Genomic DNA, 18,250 nt, shown 5'->3' on the forward strand with positions numbered 1-18,250 from the left:
AATGATTATATAAAGCCATAGCTATTGATTTTAATTGAACCAAGGTAGGTCGCCGGACTATATTTATTACTCGGTGGATATACGTATATACCTATACAAAAAATACGGATGGATCAATTCTCATCAGTATACGGATTGTTGGCTACGTATTTTTACGGATCAATCTATGCGTAATAAAAAACAGGAACAGACAGTATAATTGCTGATAGGAAAAAGCTGCTATCCCATTTCCTTTGCTTTCATCTAAAATATAGTATGGTTGCAGTTATTTCCTCGTCAGGCTTGGTCATGTTGATAGTTGCCTTTGTGGTTATGCGCAAAAGCAAGAAGAAGGTAAAGGAGCCTCCACAGGTTGTTTCAGTAACATCGTTGATTGCTGCGTTTGTTAAAGATGCACCACAAGCTAATCGTCAATACCTTGACAAACTTTTGGAGGTAGAAGGAATTGTAAAAGCCATTGAACCAGATAACGGTATTGTGTGGCTTTCAGGAGAACGAAGCGTAATGATTTCCGTGAAGTGCAATGTAAAGGGTGGTATTGGTTCGCTTGAAGCTGGTGATACAGTGCGCATGCAGGGTACGTGTAAAGGGTATATGATCCACATAACACTTTCGAATGCGAAGATTGTGCTATAGTGGCGAATGCTTCCATATACGCTATATATCTACGTAAAAATACAGACATGTATCTACCGATATTTCTTACGTAGTTCTAATCACTAATACAGGAAACGGATGTCATTTAATAGTATTTACTTTGCATCGTCAAGTAAGAGATAAAGCAAATAAATAGTGAATGTTGCTTTAATAGTTTAAAGATTTCTCCGCTAGTTTCGACAGTGGGGTTTGGGTCCGGGGCACACATTAATTTGTGTGCCCCTTTGTTTTATAGTCGGGCAAAATTCAAGTTATAAGATATATAGTGATTGTATAGGTCAATTTATAAGGATAAACGTTGACCCGTCTGGGAGTATAATATATGGATATGATATAAATACTTCGAGCTACCCTATAGATGGCAGAATCGAGCTGTAATTATTTACAGCCAGCCTGTCGCAGGCGTCGAAAGTTATAATTCAAATTATAGCTTATTGAAGAATATCAGTGCGCGTGGCAGCGTAGAGCGGAGCGGCTGTTGTTTTATACAAGTATTTTGAAAGAATTCGAAAAAGCTCCGCGCTGTTTACCGGTTTCAACAGACAACTGCTTGCTCCCGCATTGAGTGCAGCGGCAATATTTTCTTTTAAAACCGGAGAAGTGAGGCAACTGATGATGGGAACATGTTTGTTGAACTTCCGGATTTTTTCCGTGGTAGCATTGCCATCCATACCATGAATGAGATCATCCATCAGCACAAGGTCGAAAGATTCTTTCCATACCAGCGATACGGTATCTTCGCCGGTTTCAACTATAGTTGTGCAACAACCCCATCCTTCCAGGAAACTTTGGAAAACGAGGGCATTAATCCTGCTGTCTTCAACGATTAATACGCGTTTTGATTCAAATGGACGCTTCGAGTTTTCGGAAGGCGCATTTATAAGTGTGAATGGAAAGCTTATTTTCTTTTCGTTTCCCTTACGGGGGCCTCCGGGATGTTCCCGCTCGTAAGCGGTAATATCTATTAGAAGCGTTGTTGTGTTGTCGAATTGATCTTTGCTGGTAATTTCAATGAAGATCTCTTGCACATCGAACGATTTGGAAAGGAACAGGCAGCCATGCTTAATGGCACCGAGCAGCCTTTCGCGGTTGCCCCAGTACGCATCGGCCAACTGAACATCAATGTTCAGCCCCAACAACGGGGTCCGATACCGGTTGAGTTTATTAGCCAGTTTATAACAGGCTTCCCGTAAACTAAATTCTTCCATGAAGGTAGGTGAAAAAGCGAGCCGTTTATGTGGCAAGTATACTTAATTTGAATTTGTCACGCATCCGTGAAGAATTGAGAGTGGTGTCAGTATAAATACTGATATAAAGAATGGTTACATGTTGTATTTTGAATTTTAACGCTTACAAACAACGGATGAGCGGCAAAATTATACTATAATCGGATAATAAAGTACCGGACCACCTGGCGGGAAATATCCGTAATTGTGACAATCCATAAAAGAAAAAAATTATTTATTGTCTGTTGCCGTTGGCGGGCACATTTTTATAATAGAACAACCTTCTTAATTTGAATCTACAGTATCAAAAAAATAAGGCATGGCATGAAAGACCTTTACTTGCTAAGCGGACTGGGTGCAGATAGAAGAGTTTTTGATTTTCTTGATTTGTCTGGTTATAGAACTACTTGTATAGAGTGGGTCGAGCCTGCACAATCGGAGACTATAGAAACGTACGCACAGCGTTTGCTGGATCAGATTACTGTTGGTAATCCCATACTGGTAGGGGTCTCATTCGGAGGTATGATTGCCATTGAGATCGGGAAACTGATAAAAACTGAGCAAATTGTTCTTATTTCCTCCGCCAAAACACGAGCTGACATCCCGGCATACTACCGATTCATGGGGTTGATCCGTTTCAACAGGCTGATGCCGCGCGGTCAGTTCAAAAAATTAACCGGCATAGCAGCGTGGTTCTTTAGTGTATCATCAGCACAGGAGCGCTCACTGTTAAACAAGATTATCTGCCAGACGGATGAGGCATTTCTGGAATGGGCGATTGAACAAATTGTTCGTTGGAAAAATAAAACGGTACCGGCAAACGTCATTTTAATACATGGAACATCCGACCGGTTGTTACCTTTCTCTCAAGCAGACTATACGATTTCGCAGGGAGGTCATTTTATGGTTGTAAACCGCTCACAGGAGATCAGCATGATCCTGCGAAAGGTGCTCTGTTCAGACAATGTTCCAGCTAACAAAATCAATTGATTCAAACCTTTATCTTACTGTATGCCGCTGCCACAAAAGATATTGACGCGAAAAGATGAGATCACAGCCCGTTACTTGGAGATTCTGGAAGAACACATGCAGGATATACTGGCGGGCAAAACTACACAGTCATATCACATTAAGGATTTTGCGGCGCGGCTCTTCATTCATCCCACGCATTTTAGTAACACCATAAAGCTTACTACAGGAAAGTCGCCTTGCTATTTTATGGAAGAACGGCTTATGGCCGAAGCCAGGCGTATGCTGCGCGAAACGCCTATGGCAATAGCCGAGATCAGTTATCGGCTCACCTTCGATGATCCTACCAATTTCACGAAGTTCTTTAAACGGTTCGAAGGAAAAACACCTCGTCAATACCGTCAACAGTTTATAGAATCGGAAGTAGTTACCATTTAATCGGAAACTGTTACCATTTTTCTGAGGTCTGTATGTCGGAATTTTGTGTTGTCAATTAAACAATACAATTATGCAGACTAATCTTAAAATAGCGTTGGTAACCGGCGGTAGCAGAGGCTTGGGAAAAAATGCAGCAATCAGCATTGCCAGAAAAGGTATTGATGTGGTGCTCACTTATAACAGCAAAAAGGCAGAAGCGGAAGCCGTGGTTGACGAGATTGTCAGCCTTGGACGGAAAGCAGCAGCCCTTCAGTTGAATACAGCCAGTGTGTCCGCATTTGACACGTTTTCAAAGCAGCTAGCAGCTGTATTGACAGAGCATTGGGGACGTGAGGATTTTGATTTTCTGATTAATAACGCAGGCATCGATTGGGCAGCACCCTTCGTAAAGACTACTGAGGAACAGTTTGATGCGTTGTTTAACGTACACTTTAAGGGTGTTTACTTTCTCACACAAAAGCTGCTGCCGCAGCTTGCAGACCAAGGGGGTATCATTAATTTGTCTACAGGTTTGGCGCGATTTGCAACGCCTGGCTATAGCGCATATGCTTCTATGAAAGGTGCCATCGAAGTGTTTACACGATACCTGGCAAAAGAACTTGGGCCAAGAGGAATACGCGCCAATGTGGTAGCGCCTGGTGCAATCGAAACAGATTTTACGAAGAATGCATTTGAATCTCACCCCGAAGTAAAAGGCTTTATCGCATCGCAGACTGCTTTAGGTCGCGTGGGCCAGGCGGATGATATTGGTGGTGTGGTTGCATTCTTGTGTACTGAAGATGCGCGCTGGATCAACGCACAGCGCATTGAAGCTTCTGGTGGAATGTTCTTGTAATTTATATGCGGTGAATATAATGGACGTAAGCAACCCGCTCACCTTATATTTGTAGTGACGGCTGTTTCGTTTCATGGAAAATCAGGTCACGCCACTGTATCGAAAGATCATTCACATCGACATGGATGCCTTCTATGCATCTATTGAACAGCGCGATAATCCGGAGTATCGTGGTAAGCCTATTGCCGTAGGTGGTTCTCCGGAAGGAAGGGGAGGTGTAGTGGCTACCGCCAGTTATGAAGCACGTAAATTCGGTGTTCGCTCCGCTATGCCTTCCAAACAGGCAAAACAACTTTGCCCGGAAGTAATTTTTGTAAGACCGCGGTTCGATGTATATAAAGAAGTTTCTCAGAAGATACGGGAGATCTTTCACAGATATACCGATCTCATTGAACCGCTTTCCCTAGACGAAGCGTATTTGGATGTAACACACGATAAGCAGGCGATTGGCTCTGCCATTGAGATTGCAACGCTGATCAAGCTTGCCATCAAAGAGGAGTTGCAACTCACAGCATCGGCAGGTGTATCTATTAATAAGTTTGTGGCGAAGATTGCTTCCGATATGCAGAAGCCGGATGGACTCACTTTTATTGGGCCGTCACGTATTCAATCCTTCATGGAAAATTTAGGTGTGGAAAAATTTTTTGGCGTTGGAAAAGTTACCGCTTCAAAAATGAAAAATATGGGACTGCACACTGGTGCTGATTTGAAAAGATTAACCGAAGATGAACTCGTAAAGCATTTTGGAAAGGCCGGTCACTTTTTCTATAAGATCGTTCGTGGCCAGGACGACCGTGCAGTACAACCGCATCGTGAAACAAAATCGGTAGGAGCTGAAGATACATTTCCGTACGACCTGGAAGATTTTTCTGAGATGTACGAAGAACTGGTCAAGATTGCACCAGTAGTGAGTGAGCGGCTGAAACGCCATCATCTGAAGGGCAGAACTGTAACACTAAAAATCAAGTATAGCGATTTCAAGGTGATTACACGGAGTCAGTCATTCACGCAAGGTATAGATGATCTCGATACGATTATATCAGCCGTAAAGAACTTATTAGAAGCTGTTGACATGACTAATAAAAAAGTGCGACTACTCGGTATATCGCTTTCGAATTTTGGTGAAGTGGTGATGCGTGAAAAGAAAGATGAGGCACCAGATCAATTGAAATTGTTTTGAGAGCGTTATCGGTTACAGGTTAACCGGGTGAAGGCACTTTTCTGATAACGATTAATTGATAACGTGTAACGAATGCTGAAGTAACTATATCAGCGGCTCACAGTCAGTTGCCCCGCACTACGCTATCGTACAGTTCTTTAAACTGAACATCACCGAACCCATATACACCTTTCTGTTTCTGGAATTCACGGAAAGCTTTGTTGAAGTCATCGGAGCCGCTGTGGATTATTTCTTCGATAATGTTGGTGAGCATACTTTTTTCGCCGGCAGCAGCAAAGCGATCAAAGTGAGCCTGGCAAGTTTCTGTTGCGTGTGGAAAGCACGCTGATTTTATTCTGCATAAACTCTCCAACTGGTGGAGGTTATTAGTTTTATAGGCATTCCAAAGTGCTTCGCCTAATTTGAAATCATTGTCATTGAAGCGTACGCGGCCGTTATAACTTTTTATCAGGTCAGGGCCGGTAGCCATACCATATTCATCCCATATTTTTTCGTCTGGCAGAAATGTAGGGTATACTACATACACATCTTTTTTGATTGACAAATCGTAGAGCAGTGAAATGATAAACCACATGTTTACCTGGCAGAACAGATCGTAACCGAACCAGAGATTAAATGTAGACGACTCAGGAGCAGTTATCAGCTTCTTTAATTGCGAAACAACTTTAGCATTATAATCTTCATGTGATGTTTGCAGGTAAGCGGCTCTGTTCTTGAAGAATGTCGTCAAGTCGTCACCGCGTAAGTCGCCTGTCACAAGTCCTTCGCGCATCACTACAATTTCTCCTGCGAGTCCGGCTTCAGGAAAGGTCATTGCAAGCGAATCTCCGTTCAAAATGTGATAGACCATGGCTGATGGGGTGGTGTTAGTAAAGTTACGGTAGCATTTTGAAAATAGCTATTAGGAATAGCTACGGCTGCAAACTGATTTTTCCTTTCTCCTGCGGACTAAATTTCACCTTCTGGCGTTATTTAGCGCATGAATAACCTCCTAAATTTGATAATAAATGGGTTTTGAGAATCAGTTCTCCCTAAAATCCTTATTTTTGTTTGAATTACCCTGTTCATGCTGAGGGCATTTTTTGTATCTATTTGTGCTTGCCTACTTTTAAGTGCCTGTACCCAGCGCATGATATGCCCTGCGTACCAGAGTGCTTTTATTTACGATAAGAATGAACTTCGTAAGAAATTCAGCTATTTCCAGGAAGATTCTACACCTAAAGTATTTACTGCCAGCAAGAACAAATACCTGATTGCTGAGCACACCTCTTACCGGAAGAAGATACGAAGCATGCAGACGGTGCCGATGAAACCGGTGTACGTTGCTGTGCCCGATTCCCTGAAACCAGATTTTGGCATGGATGGAGAGGATGGCGTTGTGCCAGGTGCTGAACTTGATCTGGCTGCACGCTCTGTGATCGACAGCATTTACATCGAAGATGTGGAGCGCGACACTACAACTGCTGCTGAAGACAGTGTCTACATGATTTCGAAGGATAAAGAGGTTCGGATGCTGAAATACGATTATCCTGACAGCCTTATATACGATCCTGCCTCCGGCAAATATGTTCCAAAAACACCACGTTATATTGTAACGGAAATTACTTTCAATGTAGAGCAGGATAACTACATGTGGTATCTGCGCGATTACCTGGTATTGCCGGATGTTCGACTGGCGAAGCTTGGCCAGGAAGCACAGAAAGCAGAAGAAGCAAAGAAGGCAAAGAAAGGATTCTTTGGTTTCTTTAAGAATATATTCAAAAAGAAGAAAAAAGAGGAGCCGGCAGATTCAACGGCAACGCAAACTATACCTGCGCCTAAGGAAGATGACTTCGACTATGTAGATGAAGATGAGCAGCAGAAGCCGGCAGCGCAGCAAGAGCAGCAGCCTGAAAAGAAAGGTCTGTTTTCATTCCTGAAAAAGAAAAAGAAACCGGCTGACGAGATCGAAACCAATGCTACGGCTCCAACTGAAGAGAAATCTCGTAAGAAAAAGGAAAAGAAGTCCAAGAAGAAAGACGATACTCCGAAAGAAGATCCGGTAGAGGAGGAAAAGAAGGATGATGGATTCTGATTTTTCGTTAACAGTTAACTGTTAGAAGCGTCAGTTAACGATTAACCTGTAACTGATAACGGCTCAGTCAAACAACGTCAAATTTCCGAACTGATCGGAAGCAGGTGCAGGGCGTATAAGCGAAGGTACATCTACCATGACATCGCTAATGCGAGGCGACACGGGATAGTGGCTCATGCGATCGGCACTGTATGCTTTCAAAATCTCCATGAGGTCAGTCTCCGTGCTGTCTTTTGCTAACCATATACTCTCTTGTTTAGGCGAAAGAATTACCGGCATCCGTTCCTGAATAGAAGCCACCAACGGAGTAGCTGGTGTAGTGATAATGGTGAAGGTATGAAATTCATTGCCCTCTGTATCTTCATATTCCTCCCACAATCCTGCGAAAGAAAATAGCTCCTGGTCAGTACAGATACAACGGTAGGGTATACGTGTCTTCTTGCCGGCCCGCTTCCATGCATAGAAGCCATCGGCAGGAACTATACACCGGCTTTTCATCAATATCTTTTTTATAGCAGGTTTATCGTGAATGAACTCTACTTGTGTATTGATGATCTTCTCGCTAAGCGATTTGTTCTTCGACCACTCCGGTGATGTGCCCCAATAAAAAGTTGAGACGCCCTCAGGTGCAGAATTGGTTATTACCGGTAGCAATTGCGTAGGACAAGCATTGTACCGAGGCTTGAAAAACTCCGGAACATCCACAGCGAACCTTTCGCGTATCTTTTCAGGTGTAGCGGTAATGCTGTAGTGTTCAATCATACAGAGTAGTAAAGCAGTGTTTTTTGTCGGGCTTCCAAAGAGATTTACTGCAGTGCAAGTTAATCGTTTATAAAATGCATTGCGCGCTCTTCACTCCAATATAATCCATTTTTATGGAATTGAGCGAAACCCACATGACCACCATATAAAGGATTTTCGAAACGTACATACGGATGGCCTTCCAGTAATTTTACCGGGTAACAATCTTCGCTGAGGAACGGATCGTTCTGTGCATTGATGATAAGGGTAGATACAGTGATGGCTGGTAAAAACTGCAGCGAGCTGCATTGTGTATAGTAATCTATAGCGCTCCCAAAACCATGTAGTGGTGCTGTGTAGCGATTATCAAAATCGATGAGCGAAGTAATGTTCTGAATGTTCGTAATGTCAAGCTCTTTTCGTGAAGCTGCTTTGGTGATGATTTTTTTCTTGAGGCTTTTCAGAAATCTTTCCGTATACAGGCGATTGGAAGAGAGCGATATTTTCCGGCAACTGGTATATAGATTAAGCGGTACCGAAAAGGCTACAGCTTTTTGTATAACAGACAGAGGCTTTTGCTCCCCGAGGTATTTAAGTGTGAGATTGCCCCCGAGACTGAAACCGATTAACGTGATGTGCTGATACCCTTTGCCGATCGCGTGACGCACAACACAGTCCAGATCATCTGTAGCACCACTGTGATAGAAACGTAACTGATGATTCATCTCTCCGCTGCACCCTCTGAAATTCCAGGCCAGCACATCATAACCATTGGCAATACACATTTTAGCCATTCCCTTGATATAACCACGGTGCGAATTTCCCTCCAGTCCGTGCGATATAATGACCAGTTGTGATGAGCCCTGCCTGAGCCAGTCAAGATCGAGGAAATCATGATCGGGTGTGGCAATACGCTCGCGGTGATAGGGTTGCAACGGCACTCTTCTCAGCAATGCCGGATATATAGTTTCCAGGTGCGCATTGAAAAGGAAGAATGGCGGCTTATAACTCGTCAAAATATTATAGTTGACCGGCTACGATTTTCAGATGCCCCAAGTGATGTTCTCCATGCCAGGCATAACTGGCAATGGCCTGATCGAGGCGAATGTATTTCTTCGAGTCAGGGTGAAAGAATTTCTTCTCCAGATCCTCCTTGGTAAGGCCTTTCAATAAAGTTACCCACTTGATGTGAAGCGCCTTTAATAGCGCTATAGAGATCGAAGGATCAGCACGCGTCTCCGGAGTTAGTGCCCATGTGGTTTCATCATACGCTTTTATCGTGGGAGTGTCTTCCGTCAGCGACCACTTTACGCGGATGTAGGCGTTCATGTGGCTGTCTGGTATATGGTGTATTACCTGTAGTGCGGTCCAGCCTCCGGGGCGATAAGGTGTTGCGAGCTGTTGAGGCGTAAGTGTACTCACCAGCGCCTCGATCTTCGCGGGCACCGCTTCGATGCGGCTGATGTTGGCTTTCACCTCTTCCGGTGCATAAGAATCCCTGGCTGTAAATCTTCCAGTCGGATAACGAAGTTGCTCGTCATTATTCATGAAATTCTTCTTTAGCTTTCTTTCGCTTGTTGCGCACCCGGATATTTACCATTTCAATCAGCAGTGAGAATACCACGGCAAAGTATATATATCCTTTGGGTATAGCATACTCCAATCCTTCGAGGAAGAGCATAAAGCCAATGAGAATGAGGAACCCGAGGGCCAATACTTCCATAGAGGGGTGACGATTGATGAAATCGCTGATAGCCCCCGAGAAGATCATCATAATACCGATCGAGATTATAACTGCAGCGATCATGATCAAAACATGGTTTGTCAATCCCACCGCAGTGAGTATAGAGTCGAACGAGAAGATGATGTCGAGGAGAATGATCTGTATAATAATACCGGTAACATTCGCTTTACCTTTTGATTCCTGCTCCAGTTCATCTTCGCCTTCCATTTCATGGTTGATTTCACGTGTACTTTTGGCAATCAGGAACAAGCCACCAAACATCAATATCAGGTCGCGACCGCTGAAGGGATGGTCATGATCACTAAAGAGACTTACCAGCTTGTGACCGATGATATCAGACAGGAAGAATAAAGGTTGTTTAAAAGATATAACCCAGGTTATACCGAGCAGCAGGATGATGCGTACGATCAGTGCCAGGATAAGCCCCAGGTTGCGGGTGCGGGCTCGTATCTCTACGGGCAGGCGATTGGCAACAATGGAAATAAAGATGATGTTATCAATACCTAGTACAACTTCAAAAAACGTAAGCGTTAACAAGGCGAGCCAGGTTTCCGCGTGGACGAATATTTCCATGCCGTGTATGTTCCGGATTATTTGGCGCTAAAAATAGAATAAGTAACGCGATACTCCAAAAGAGGTTTGTTGCTTCATTCAGTTATATTCAGGCTGTTACCTGTTGTAAAGACAAAAGCCGCGAGTATGGGTACCCCGCGGCTTTCGGATATAACCAGTATTTGATTACAGGTATTTCTTTACATCGGTATAAGGCAGGCTGAAAGCATCGGCTACCGCTTTATACACTACATCGCCATTAATTACGTTCAGGCCGTTGCGCAACTCAAGGCTCTCGTGACATGCTTTCTTCCATCCCTGGCTGGCCAGGCGAATAGCATACGGTAAAGTAGCATTGGTAAGCGCAAGAGTAGAGGTATAAGGAACAGCTCCCGGCATATTCGCTACGCAATAGTGCACTACATCATCGATAATAAAAGTAGGGTCTTCGTGTGTAGTAGGCTGACATGTTTCGATACATCCTCCCTGATCTACGGCTACATCCACCAATACAGTACCCGGGCGCATAGACTTCAGCATATCGCGGGTAATGAGCTTTGGAGCTTTTGCACCAGGCACCAGTACACCACCGATGATCAGGTCTGAATCTTTAATGAGCTCACGGATCGTGTATTCGTTAGATACCATTGTGTGAACATTCTTTGGCATCACGTCATCGAGGTAGCGGAGGCGAGTAAGGTTAAGATCAAGAATCGTAACATCGGCACCCATGCCAGCCGCTATCTTGGCTGCATTGGTACCTACTACACCACCACCGAGCACCAATACTTTAGCAGGCTTTACACCCGGAACACCGCCCAGCAATATACCGCGACCCTTCAATGGTTTCTCTAAATATTTAGCACCTTCCTGGATAGACATTCTTCCAGCCACTTCAGACATGGGTATCAGTAACGGAAGACTTCCATCATTACGCTCCACGGTTTCATACGCCAGGCAAGTAGCACCGCTTGCAATCATCGCTTTTGTGAGCGGCTCATACGAAGCAAAGTGGAAGTATGTAAAAACAAGCTGATCTTTTTTAATGAGCTTGTATTCCTGTTCAATAGGTTCTTTTACTTTCATGATCATCTCGGCTTTACTGAAGATTTCAGCAGCATCGTTGATCAACGTTGCACCTGCCTTTTGATAATCCTCATCGTGAAAGCCACTTCCTACGCCAGCGGTCTTTTGCACATACACAGTGTGGCCACGCTTTACGAGCTCCTGCGTTCCTGCAGGTGTCAGTGCTACACGATTTTCATTATTCTTGATTTCTTTTGGAACACCAATAATCATAAGACTTTATTAAATAGATTGTTAATGAGCGGTTGCAAATATACAGTGGCACTGAGTATGAAAAAGGAGAGTGTGAAAGATCATTTTTATTCGAAATAAATGCCTGCAAACGAAGGGATGATTCGCGTAAAATTCCGGTGAATGAAAAATTCCGAAATAAAATTTGTAAAGCATCCTGACTAAATCCTTTTATGCAAACGTTGGTGCTTTTGAAAGGTAAAACTATTCCCTATTTTTGAATCCAACAGGTATCATCAAATCCCGAAATTTTGAGCGCAATAAAAGAAGCAAAGACAAAGTTCTCGCAGGCAAAAGTGAAAGATATACTTTCAGATTATCGCCTGGCTGTAGAAAGCAGGGAAGCGAGCATCATCGGTCGCAAGGAAGTGTTCATGGGCAAAGCCAAGTTCGGAATCTTCGGCGATGGTAAAGAAGTAGCGCAGATCGCTATGGCAAAAGTATTTCGCAACGGTGACTTCCGTTCCGGATATTACCGCGATCAGACCTTTATGTTTGCCATTGGTGAACTTACCGTGCAGCAATTCTTCGCACAGCTGTATGCGCATACTGATCTTGATGCAGATCCATCTACCGCGGGCCGCCTGATGACAGGCCACTTTGGAACACGCACGCTTGATGCGGATGGAAAATTCAAAAACCTAAGCGAGATCAAGAACAGCAGTGCTGATATTTCTCCTACGGCAGGACAGATGCCACGCTTGTTGGGACTAGCCTATGCATCGAAGCTATACCGGAATAATCCTGCGTTGAAAGAGTATACGAACTTCTCAATCAACGGGAATGAAATTGCCTTCGGTACAATTGGTAATGCTTCGACATCTGAAGGAATGTTCTTCGAAGCAATCAACGCTGCCGGAGTGCTGCAGGTGCCCATGCTCACATCAATCTGGGATGACGGCTACGGTATATCGGTGCCAGCCGAGTATCACACAACAAAAGGAAGTATATCAAAAGCACTTGCCGGGCTACAGCGCACGAAGCATGAAAAAGGTTTTGAGATCATTACAGCCAAAGGATGGGACTACCAGGAACTGACGGAAGCCTATCAAAGGGCAGAGAAGATATGCCGTGAAGAACATGTGCCAGTGCTGTTGCATGTGGAGGAACTCACGCAACCGCAAGGTCACTCAACGTCTGGTTCGCACGAGCGCTATAAATCAAAAGAACGTCTGGCGTGGGAAGTGGAGCATGATTGCATTCGCAAGATGCGGGAGTGGATCATCAACGAAGTGATGGTGCTGCCGGAAGAAATAGATGCGATTGAAAAAGAAGCAAAGCAATCGGCCAAGCAGGCGAAAGATCGCGCCTGGAAAGCGTTCATGGAAGATGTAAAGAAAGATCAATCCATTGTAACCGATATATTGGAACGCGCAGAAGCTATAAGCCAACATGGCGAAGAACTCAACAAGCTTCGCACGGAGTTGAATACAGCGATCAACGCTACGCGCCTTGATACCATGAAGGCTGCGAAGAAGGCGCTTCGGTATTTGCGTGAGGAAGACCATGCACCCAGGCAGGAATTGATTGAATGGTTGCGTGCTGCTGATGAAGATAACTTTAATCGCTATAGTTCACACCTATACAGTGGTTCGGCAGAAGCTGCATTGAAAGCAGAAGTAGTGCCTGCGCAGTATAGTGATAACTCGCCCATCGTAGATGGTCGTGAAGTATTGCAGGCGTGCTTTGATGCAGCGCTCACACGCAATCCGCTGGTACTCGCCTTCGGTGAAGATGTAGGCAAGATCGGTGACGTGAACCAGGGTTTTGCAGGTTTACAGGCAAAACATGGAGAACTTCGTGTAACCGATACCGGCATTCGTGAGTGTACCATCATTGGTCAGGGTATAGGTGCTGCGTTGCGAGGCTTGCGTCCGATTGCAGAAATGCAATACCTCGATTACCTCATTTATGCACTGCCTACATTATCGGATGACCTGGCTTGTTTACAGTATAGAACGAAAGGTGGACAGAAAGCTCCATTGGTCGTTCGCACGCGTGGCCATCGTCTGGAAGGTGTGTGGCATGCGGGTTCACAAATGGGCATGATGCTGCAAAGCCTTCGCGGTATATATATCATTACACCACGTAACATGACCCAGGCTGCAGGCTTCTACAATACCATGTTGAAGTCGGATGATCCTGCCATCATTGTGGAGTGCTTGAATGGTTACAGACTGAAGGAACGCATACCCGATAACATTGGCGAATTCAATGTTCCGCTCGGTGTACCCGAAGTGCTGAAAGAAGGTTCTGATGTTACCATTGTTACCTACGGATCGATGTGCCGCGTAGTGATGGAAGCTGCAGAAGACCTTGAGCAGGTTGGAATCTACTGTGAAGTGATTGATGCGCAAACCTTATTGCCTTTCGATGTTCACCATAGAATTGTTGAGTCTGTAAAGAAAACTAACCGACTCATTTTTGCAGATGAAGATGTTCCCGGAGGAGCTACGTCATTCATGATGCAGCAGGTACTCGAAGAACAGGACGCCTATAAATACCTGGATTCAAAAGCCATTACCATTACTGCGAAAGAACATCGCCCTGCGTATGCTTCCGATGGTGATTACTTTACCAAGCCAAATCCGGAAGACGTATTTGAAACGGTATATGCCATGATGAGCGAAGCCGATCCTGACAGATTCCCTTCGCTTTACGGACGCTGATAGATTATATTATCTCAGTACTATAAAATAAAAAAGGGTGAAAGTAACTTCACCCTTTTCTTTTTATGCCTTCCAGCGTTACATAATCTGTTTCGATAATATTGCTGAGGTTGAGTGCGCGATCTTTGATCTGAACACGAAGTTTGAAGGACTGCGAGTTGAGCACAATCGCTATACCTTCTGATTTCATACTGTAACGAAGCGTTCCTTCCAACGGTCCGGTCTTACTGGATAAGCGCGGAAATCGTCCATCAAATGAAGGACCGCATTGTGTGCCGGTTATCGTTTCCCAATCCAGTTCCTTCCCATCGCTGAGAATGAAGTCTACGGTAATGTTATCGTAGTTTGGATTCTTCTGCGAATAGAAAATTTCTTTGATTGCATACAAGTCTTTGTTCTGTGGATTTGAGCTGCGCAGTGTATCGGTAATGTTATAGGTTTTGTCAAAGATAGCTTCATCTCCCTTTTCTACATAAACCGTGTCAAAAATATAGGTGTTACAGGTATAGGGATAAACATAGGGCGGCATCTTGGCGGCATAGGTTGGATCATCCAGCGCGCGATTGGTAACCAGTTTACCTTGCTGATTTTCGTTCAGGTATATAATGGGAGGAATGTTCGTATAAGGAGATGTGGTTGGCACCGGAATAAGCTGCCCGTTGTTCATCAAAAAGAAATTGCGTGGATGATACGGGTAGGAGATTTCATCAGAAGCAAGCCCCAGGTCGCCATCGCCATCGCGGAAGTCGATGGAAAGCACCAGCGAATCCAATGCATCCTGTTCAGCATAGAAGTCAAGACCTGCCAGGTTAATGTTCGGTTGATTGGGATATTCCGGCGGGCTAAAGCATGCGCTAACTCCCAATATTAAAACACCAAACAGCAATAGACCCTTTGTAATTTTCATTCTGTATTTTTGAACCCGGTTAAGTTACGTAACGCTTGGATACTTTTAAAAGTTTTGAATCTACATTATACACCGTAAACGATCAAACCTTTGTAGATATTGCTATGGAGGTGTTTCGTTTTCAAGCCGTTAACAACCCTGTGTACCGCTCGTTCATCCAGAACTTTTCAATTGATATATACAAGGTCAGCTCGTTGAACGACATTCCGTTTATGCCGGTCTCTTTTTTCAAGAGCCATGCCCTGCAAACGGGAACGTGGCAACCTGAAATTACCTTTACCAGCAGCGGCACCACGGGCGCTTTGGCAAGCCGGCATGCCGTAGCAAATTTGAAGTTTTACCAACAGCATTCGCAGCGGTGCTTTGAATATTTTTTTGGACCTGTTTCCGATTACCATTTCCTGGCGTTACTGCCTTCTTACCTGGAGCGGCAAGGCTCATCACTCATTGCCATGATGGATTACTTCATAAGGCAAAGTCAGTCAACGTATTCATCCTACTATCTTTTTCAGATCGATAAGTTACTGAACGATCTGGAAGAGCTTCGCCGGAAAAGAGATAGAAAGATAGTCCTTTGGGGTGTTTCCTTTGCCTTGCTCGATCTGGCGGAGCAGCATGCGGGTGTTGACCTGAGCCATTGCCTGGTGTTTGAAACCGGAGGCATGAAGGGGAGGAGAAAAGAAATTACCCGGGCGGAGCTGCACGGTATTCTTCGTGAACGCCTGCATGTTAACCAGGTATATTCTGAATATGGCATGACAGAATTGTTATCGCAGGCCTACACGCGGGGCCAATTCCTGTTTGAATGTCCGCCGTGGGTAAAAATTATAGGGCGCGATATTACCGATCCGCTTACGAGAGGGTTACTTGGCGAAACAGCCGGTATTAATATTATAGATTTAGCAAACTATCAAACCGTATCTTTTATCGAAACCGAAGACCTTGGAAAAATTTATGAAGATGGTAAGTTTGAGGTACTTGGAAGAATGGATAACAGCGATGTGCGCGGATGTAATTTAATGGTAAGTTAAGATTCGGGTATACTCTTTGTTTTGTTCTTAAAGAAGTTTATTTTTGTTGAAGTTGAATCCCATAGAAATGAAAAAGATTGTTTTATTTGCTCTCTTGGTGGCTTTTATTTCTGCGTGCAGTCAGTATACTTGCCCGACTTATACCAGGAAAGACGCCCCCAAGCAAACCGACAAATCCGCTTCTCACAGAATCTAAGCGTATTTCAGAGCGCACGTTCGAATACTTGCGTTTCAAAAACGAGCGAACCAATATTACCAAGGGAATTGCAAAACGCAGTTTCCTTTTTTGCTTTACAAACACGGCTATATTTCAGAGATCGTCTTCCAGGTGACAATTATTTCATCATCAGGGTTATACTTTTGACGTATAGAATCATATCAGGATTGATTAACCTCTCAACCAGCGATATATGAAAATGACGTCATCTATTCTTTACGGAGCTGCACGCGTGATCGCGGCACTCATCATGTTGCAAACCCTTTACTTCAAATTTACAGCCTCAGAAGAATCGGTATATATATTCACCACTGTAGGCATGGAACCCTGGGGCAGGATCCTGGTGGGCGTATTGGAACTTATTGCTTCCGTATTGCTGCTCATTCCGGCAACAGCCTGGCTCGGTGGATTGTTGGGAATGGGGTTAATGCTCGGTGCGATTGGTATGCACGCAACCTTATTGGGTATAGCTGTGAAAGGTGATGGAGGCTATCTTTTCTTCCTTGCACTGGCAGTAACGGTGTGCTGCGCGTGGGTATTATACCATAACAGATGCAAACTTATCTCTGTACTCACCACGTTGCGCAGGAGCCTGCGTAAACCTGCATAGTCTGCGGGAATAAATTTTGTCCCGCAGATTAGGAAAGACTATTTATACTTTCACACCCTTGTATAAAGTCTCGCCTTTAACAAGACCAAATTTCTTCCGGGTTTCTTCCGGTAAGTCGTTTACGAAATTGTCTTCAATGGCTTTCAGGCCGGCACGTTCCATCCGCTTGGGATAATCGTGTCCATATTTACGAACGTGATCGTCCTGCCCGAAAACCTTTTCACGTTCGCGTGGATCGGTGATCGTGTTGTCCTCAAAAGTTACTTCAGGAATGGGATTAAAGAACGGCACCTGCAGTATAGCAAATCCTCCGGGTTTTAATACGCGGTATATCTCACTCATCGCCTGGATATCATCGCGCACATGTTCCAGCACGTGGTTGCAGAGCACAGCATCAAATGTGTTGGCCGTGAATGGTATCTCGTGAATATCCATCTTTACTTTCGCCAGTGGCGACTCTATATCTGCCGTGATGTAATAGTCGCCGTGTATCTTTTCGAGGCGTTTAATGAAGCACGCCTCGGGTGCTATATGCAATACATGGAGCTTTGATTGAAAGAAATTAGTCCGCTCATGCAGGTATAACCAGATAAGACGATGTCTCTCCAGTGAAAGACAGTTGGGGCACAAGGCATTCGGTCGCGGGTTGATGCGGCCATACGGCATAAATGAGCGATAACTATACTCACACACCGGGCATGTTACTGCACTACCCCGGTAAAAGAACGTAGCGACAGCCTTTAATCCAAAACCACCTACACGTTGCAGGTACTTGCGCGGCACAAACCGTATCAGCCAGGAGATAATTTTTTTCATGCGGCCGCAAAGATATTTAAAAATAGCTGCGAGCCGCTAGTTTCGAGCTGCGAGAGAAAAAAGCTGCTGGCTGTTGTGTGCTGAGGTTGTGATGTTGGTATTAGCCGTGTTATTCAGTTCCCGATAGCTATCGTGATGTGGGAAACTAAATAACAGACTCACATTTTCCAGTGGCCTGAAGCCTGTGGCCAGCAGCTTTTTTTCTCAGCTCGTAGCTCAAAGCTCACAGCTTACTAAAAAAAACTTCTCCCGTTAAAACTTTCCCCG

The 18,250-nt window shown here is 44.4% G+C and carries 18 protein-coding genes; 9 read left to right on the forward strand and 9 right to left on the reverse strand.

Features of this window, described 5'->3' with window-relative positions:
- The first annotated feature begins 255 nt into the window (after nucleotides 1–255).
- Nucleotides 256–636, forward strand: coding sequence for an OB-fold protein (locus V7Q33_RS13320; protein ID WP_333820153.1), 381 nt, complete (start codon nucleotides 256–258; stop codon nucleotides 634–636).
- Nucleotides 637–1,088: 452 nt separating this feature from the next.
- On the opposite strand, the gene V7Q33_RS13325 is transcribed toward V7Q33_RS13320, so the two are convergent.
- Nucleotides 1,089–1,865, reverse strand: a complete 777-nt coding sequence (locus tag V7Q33_RS13325) for a response regulator (protein WP_331980787.1) — start codon at nucleotides 1,863–1,865, stop codon at nucleotides 1,089–1,091.
- A gap of 342 nt (nucleotides 1,866–2,207) precedes the next feature.
- Here V7Q33_RS13325 and V7Q33_RS13330 point away from each other — a divergent pair, with 342 nt between their 5' ends.
- The 4 genes from V7Q33_RS13330 (at nucleotide 2,208) to dinB (ending at nucleotide 5,305) form a co-directional block, all read left to right on the forward strand.
- Nucleotides 2,208–2,873: an alpha/beta fold hydrolase gene (locus tag V7Q33_RS13330; RefSeq protein WP_331980785.1), complete on the forward strand. Its 666-nt coding sequence runs from the start codon at nucleotides 2,208–2,210 to the stop codon at nucleotides 2,871–2,873.
- Nucleotides 2,874–2,894: 21 nt separating this feature from the next.
- Complete coding sequence (locus V7Q33_RS13335; protein ID WP_331980783.1) at nucleotides 2,895–3,290, forward strand: helix-turn-helix domain-containing protein; 396 nt, start codon at nucleotides 2,895–2,897, stop codon at nucleotides 3,288–3,290.
- Between the two features lie 70 nt (nucleotides 3,291–3,360).
- Nucleotides 3,361–4,125 carry an SDR family NAD(P)-dependent oxidoreductase gene (locus V7Q33_RS13340; protein WP_333820154.1) on the forward strand — a complete coding sequence of 255 codons (765 nt, stop codon included), beginning with the start codon at nucleotides 3,361–3,363 and terminating at the stop codon, nucleotides 4,123–4,125.
- Nucleotides 4,126–4,198: 73 nt separating this feature from the next.
- The gene (gene dinB, locus V7Q33_RS13345) at nucleotides 4,199–5,305 is read left to right on the forward strand and encodes a DNA polymerase IV (protein WP_331980779.1); all 1,107 of its coding nucleotides are present in this window, start codon (nucleotides 4,199–4,201) and stop codon (nucleotides 5,303–5,305) included.
- Nucleotides 5,306–5,408: 103 nt separating this feature from the next.
- On the opposite strand, the gene V7Q33_RS13350 is transcribed toward dinB, so the two are convergent.
- Nucleotides 5,409–6,155, reverse strand: coding sequence for a DUF1835 domain-containing protein (locus V7Q33_RS13350; protein ID WP_331980777.1), 747 nt, complete (start codon nucleotides 6,153–6,155; stop codon nucleotides 5,409–5,411).
- Nucleotides 6,156–6,434: 279 nt separating this feature from the next.
- Between V7Q33_RS13350 and V7Q33_RS13355 the strand changes: the two genes are divergently transcribed.
- Nucleotides 6,435–7,379, forward strand: coding sequence for a hypothetical protein (locus tag V7Q33_RS13355; RefSeq protein WP_331980775.1), 945 nt, complete (start codon nucleotides 6,435–6,437; stop codon nucleotides 7,377–7,379).
- A gap of 63 nt (nucleotides 7,380–7,442) precedes the next feature.
- Here the strand turns inward: V7Q33_RS13355 and V7Q33_RS13360 are convergent, their stop codons facing one another.
- From V7Q33_RS13360 to ald, 5 genes are all read right to left on the reverse strand, one after another.
- Nucleotides 7,443–8,141 (reverse strand): SOS response-associated peptidase, encoded by a 699-nt coding sequence (locus tag V7Q33_RS13360; protein WP_331980773.1) that lies wholly within the window; start codon nucleotides 8,139–8,141, stop codon nucleotides 7,443–7,445.
- Between the two features lie 59 nt (nucleotides 8,142–8,200).
- Nucleotides 8,201–9,136 (reverse strand): YheT family hydrolase, encoded by a 936-nt coding sequence (locus tag V7Q33_RS13365; protein ID WP_333820155.1) that lies wholly within the window; start codon nucleotides 9,134–9,136, stop codon nucleotides 8,201–8,203.
- A gap of 4 nt (nucleotides 9,137–9,140) precedes the next feature.
- On the reverse strand, nucleotides 9,141–9,668 hold the full coding sequence (locus V7Q33_RS13370; RefSeq protein ID WP_331980769.1) for a YfiT family bacillithiol transferase: 528 nt from the start codon (nucleotides 9,666–9,668) through the stop codon (nucleotides 9,141–9,143).
- Nucleotides 9,661–10,437 (reverse strand): TerC family protein, encoded by a 777-nt coding sequence (locus V7Q33_RS13375; protein WP_331980767.1) that lies wholly within the window; start codon nucleotides 10,435–10,437, stop codon nucleotides 9,661–9,663. The genes V7Q33_RS13370 and V7Q33_RS13375 overlap by 8 nt, the downstream gene beginning before the upstream one ends.
- A 165-nt stretch (nucleotides 10,438–10,602) precedes the next feature.
- A complete protein-coding gene (ald, locus tag V7Q33_RS13380; protein ID WP_333820156.1) occupies nucleotides 10,603–11,715 on the reverse strand; it encodes an alanine dehydrogenase in 1,113 nt (370 codons plus the stop codon).
- Between the two features lie 269 nt (nucleotides 11,716–11,984).
- Between ald and V7Q33_RS13385 the strand changes: the two genes are divergently transcribed.
- Nucleotides 11,985–14,402: an alpha-ketoacid dehydrogenase subunit alpha/beta gene (locus V7Q33_RS13385; RefSeq protein ID WP_333820157.1), complete on the forward strand. Its 2,418-nt coding sequence runs from the start codon at nucleotides 11,985–11,987 to the stop codon at nucleotides 14,400–14,402.
- 49 nt (nucleotides 14,403–14,451) lie between these two features.
- Here the strand turns inward: V7Q33_RS13385 and V7Q33_RS13390 are convergent, their stop codons facing one another.
- Nucleotides 14,452–15,309 (reverse strand): hypothetical protein, encoded by an 858-nt coding sequence (locus V7Q33_RS13390; protein WP_331980761.1) that lies wholly within the window; start codon nucleotides 15,307–15,309, stop codon nucleotides 14,452–14,454.
- 35 nt (nucleotides 15,310–15,344) lie between these two features.
- On the opposite strand from V7Q33_RS13390, the gene V7Q33_RS13395 reads away from it, so the two are divergent.
- Together V7Q33_RS13395 and V7Q33_RS13400 are read left to right on the forward strand one after the other, a co-directional pair.
- Nucleotides 15,345–16,340 carry a LuxE/PaaK family acyltransferase gene (locus tag V7Q33_RS13395; protein ID WP_331980759.1) on the forward strand — a complete coding sequence of 332 codons (996 nt, stop codon included), beginning with the start codon at nucleotides 15,345–15,347 and terminating at the stop codon, nucleotides 16,338–16,340.
- 410 nt (nucleotides 16,341–16,750) lie between these two features.
- Nucleotides 16,751–17,167: a DoxX family protein gene (locus V7Q33_RS13400; protein WP_331980757.1), complete on the forward strand. Its 417-nt coding sequence runs from the start codon at nucleotides 16,751–16,753 to the stop codon at nucleotides 17,165–17,167.
- A 42-nt stretch (nucleotides 17,168–17,209) separates the two neighbouring features.
- Here V7Q33_RS13400 and V7Q33_RS13405 read toward each other — a convergent pair whose 3' ends face one another.
- Nucleotides 17,210–17,983: a class I SAM-dependent methyltransferase gene (locus V7Q33_RS13405; protein WP_333820158.1), complete on the reverse strand. Its 774-nt coding sequence runs from the start codon at nucleotides 17,981–17,983 to the stop codon at nucleotides 17,210–17,212.
- Nucleotides 17,984–18,250: the final 267 nt, after the last annotated feature.

Source organism: Ohtaekwangia sp., from assembly GCF_036786105.1.
Lineage (GTDB): Bacteria > Bacteroidota > Bacteroidia > Cytophagales > Cyclobacteriaceae > Ohtaekwangia.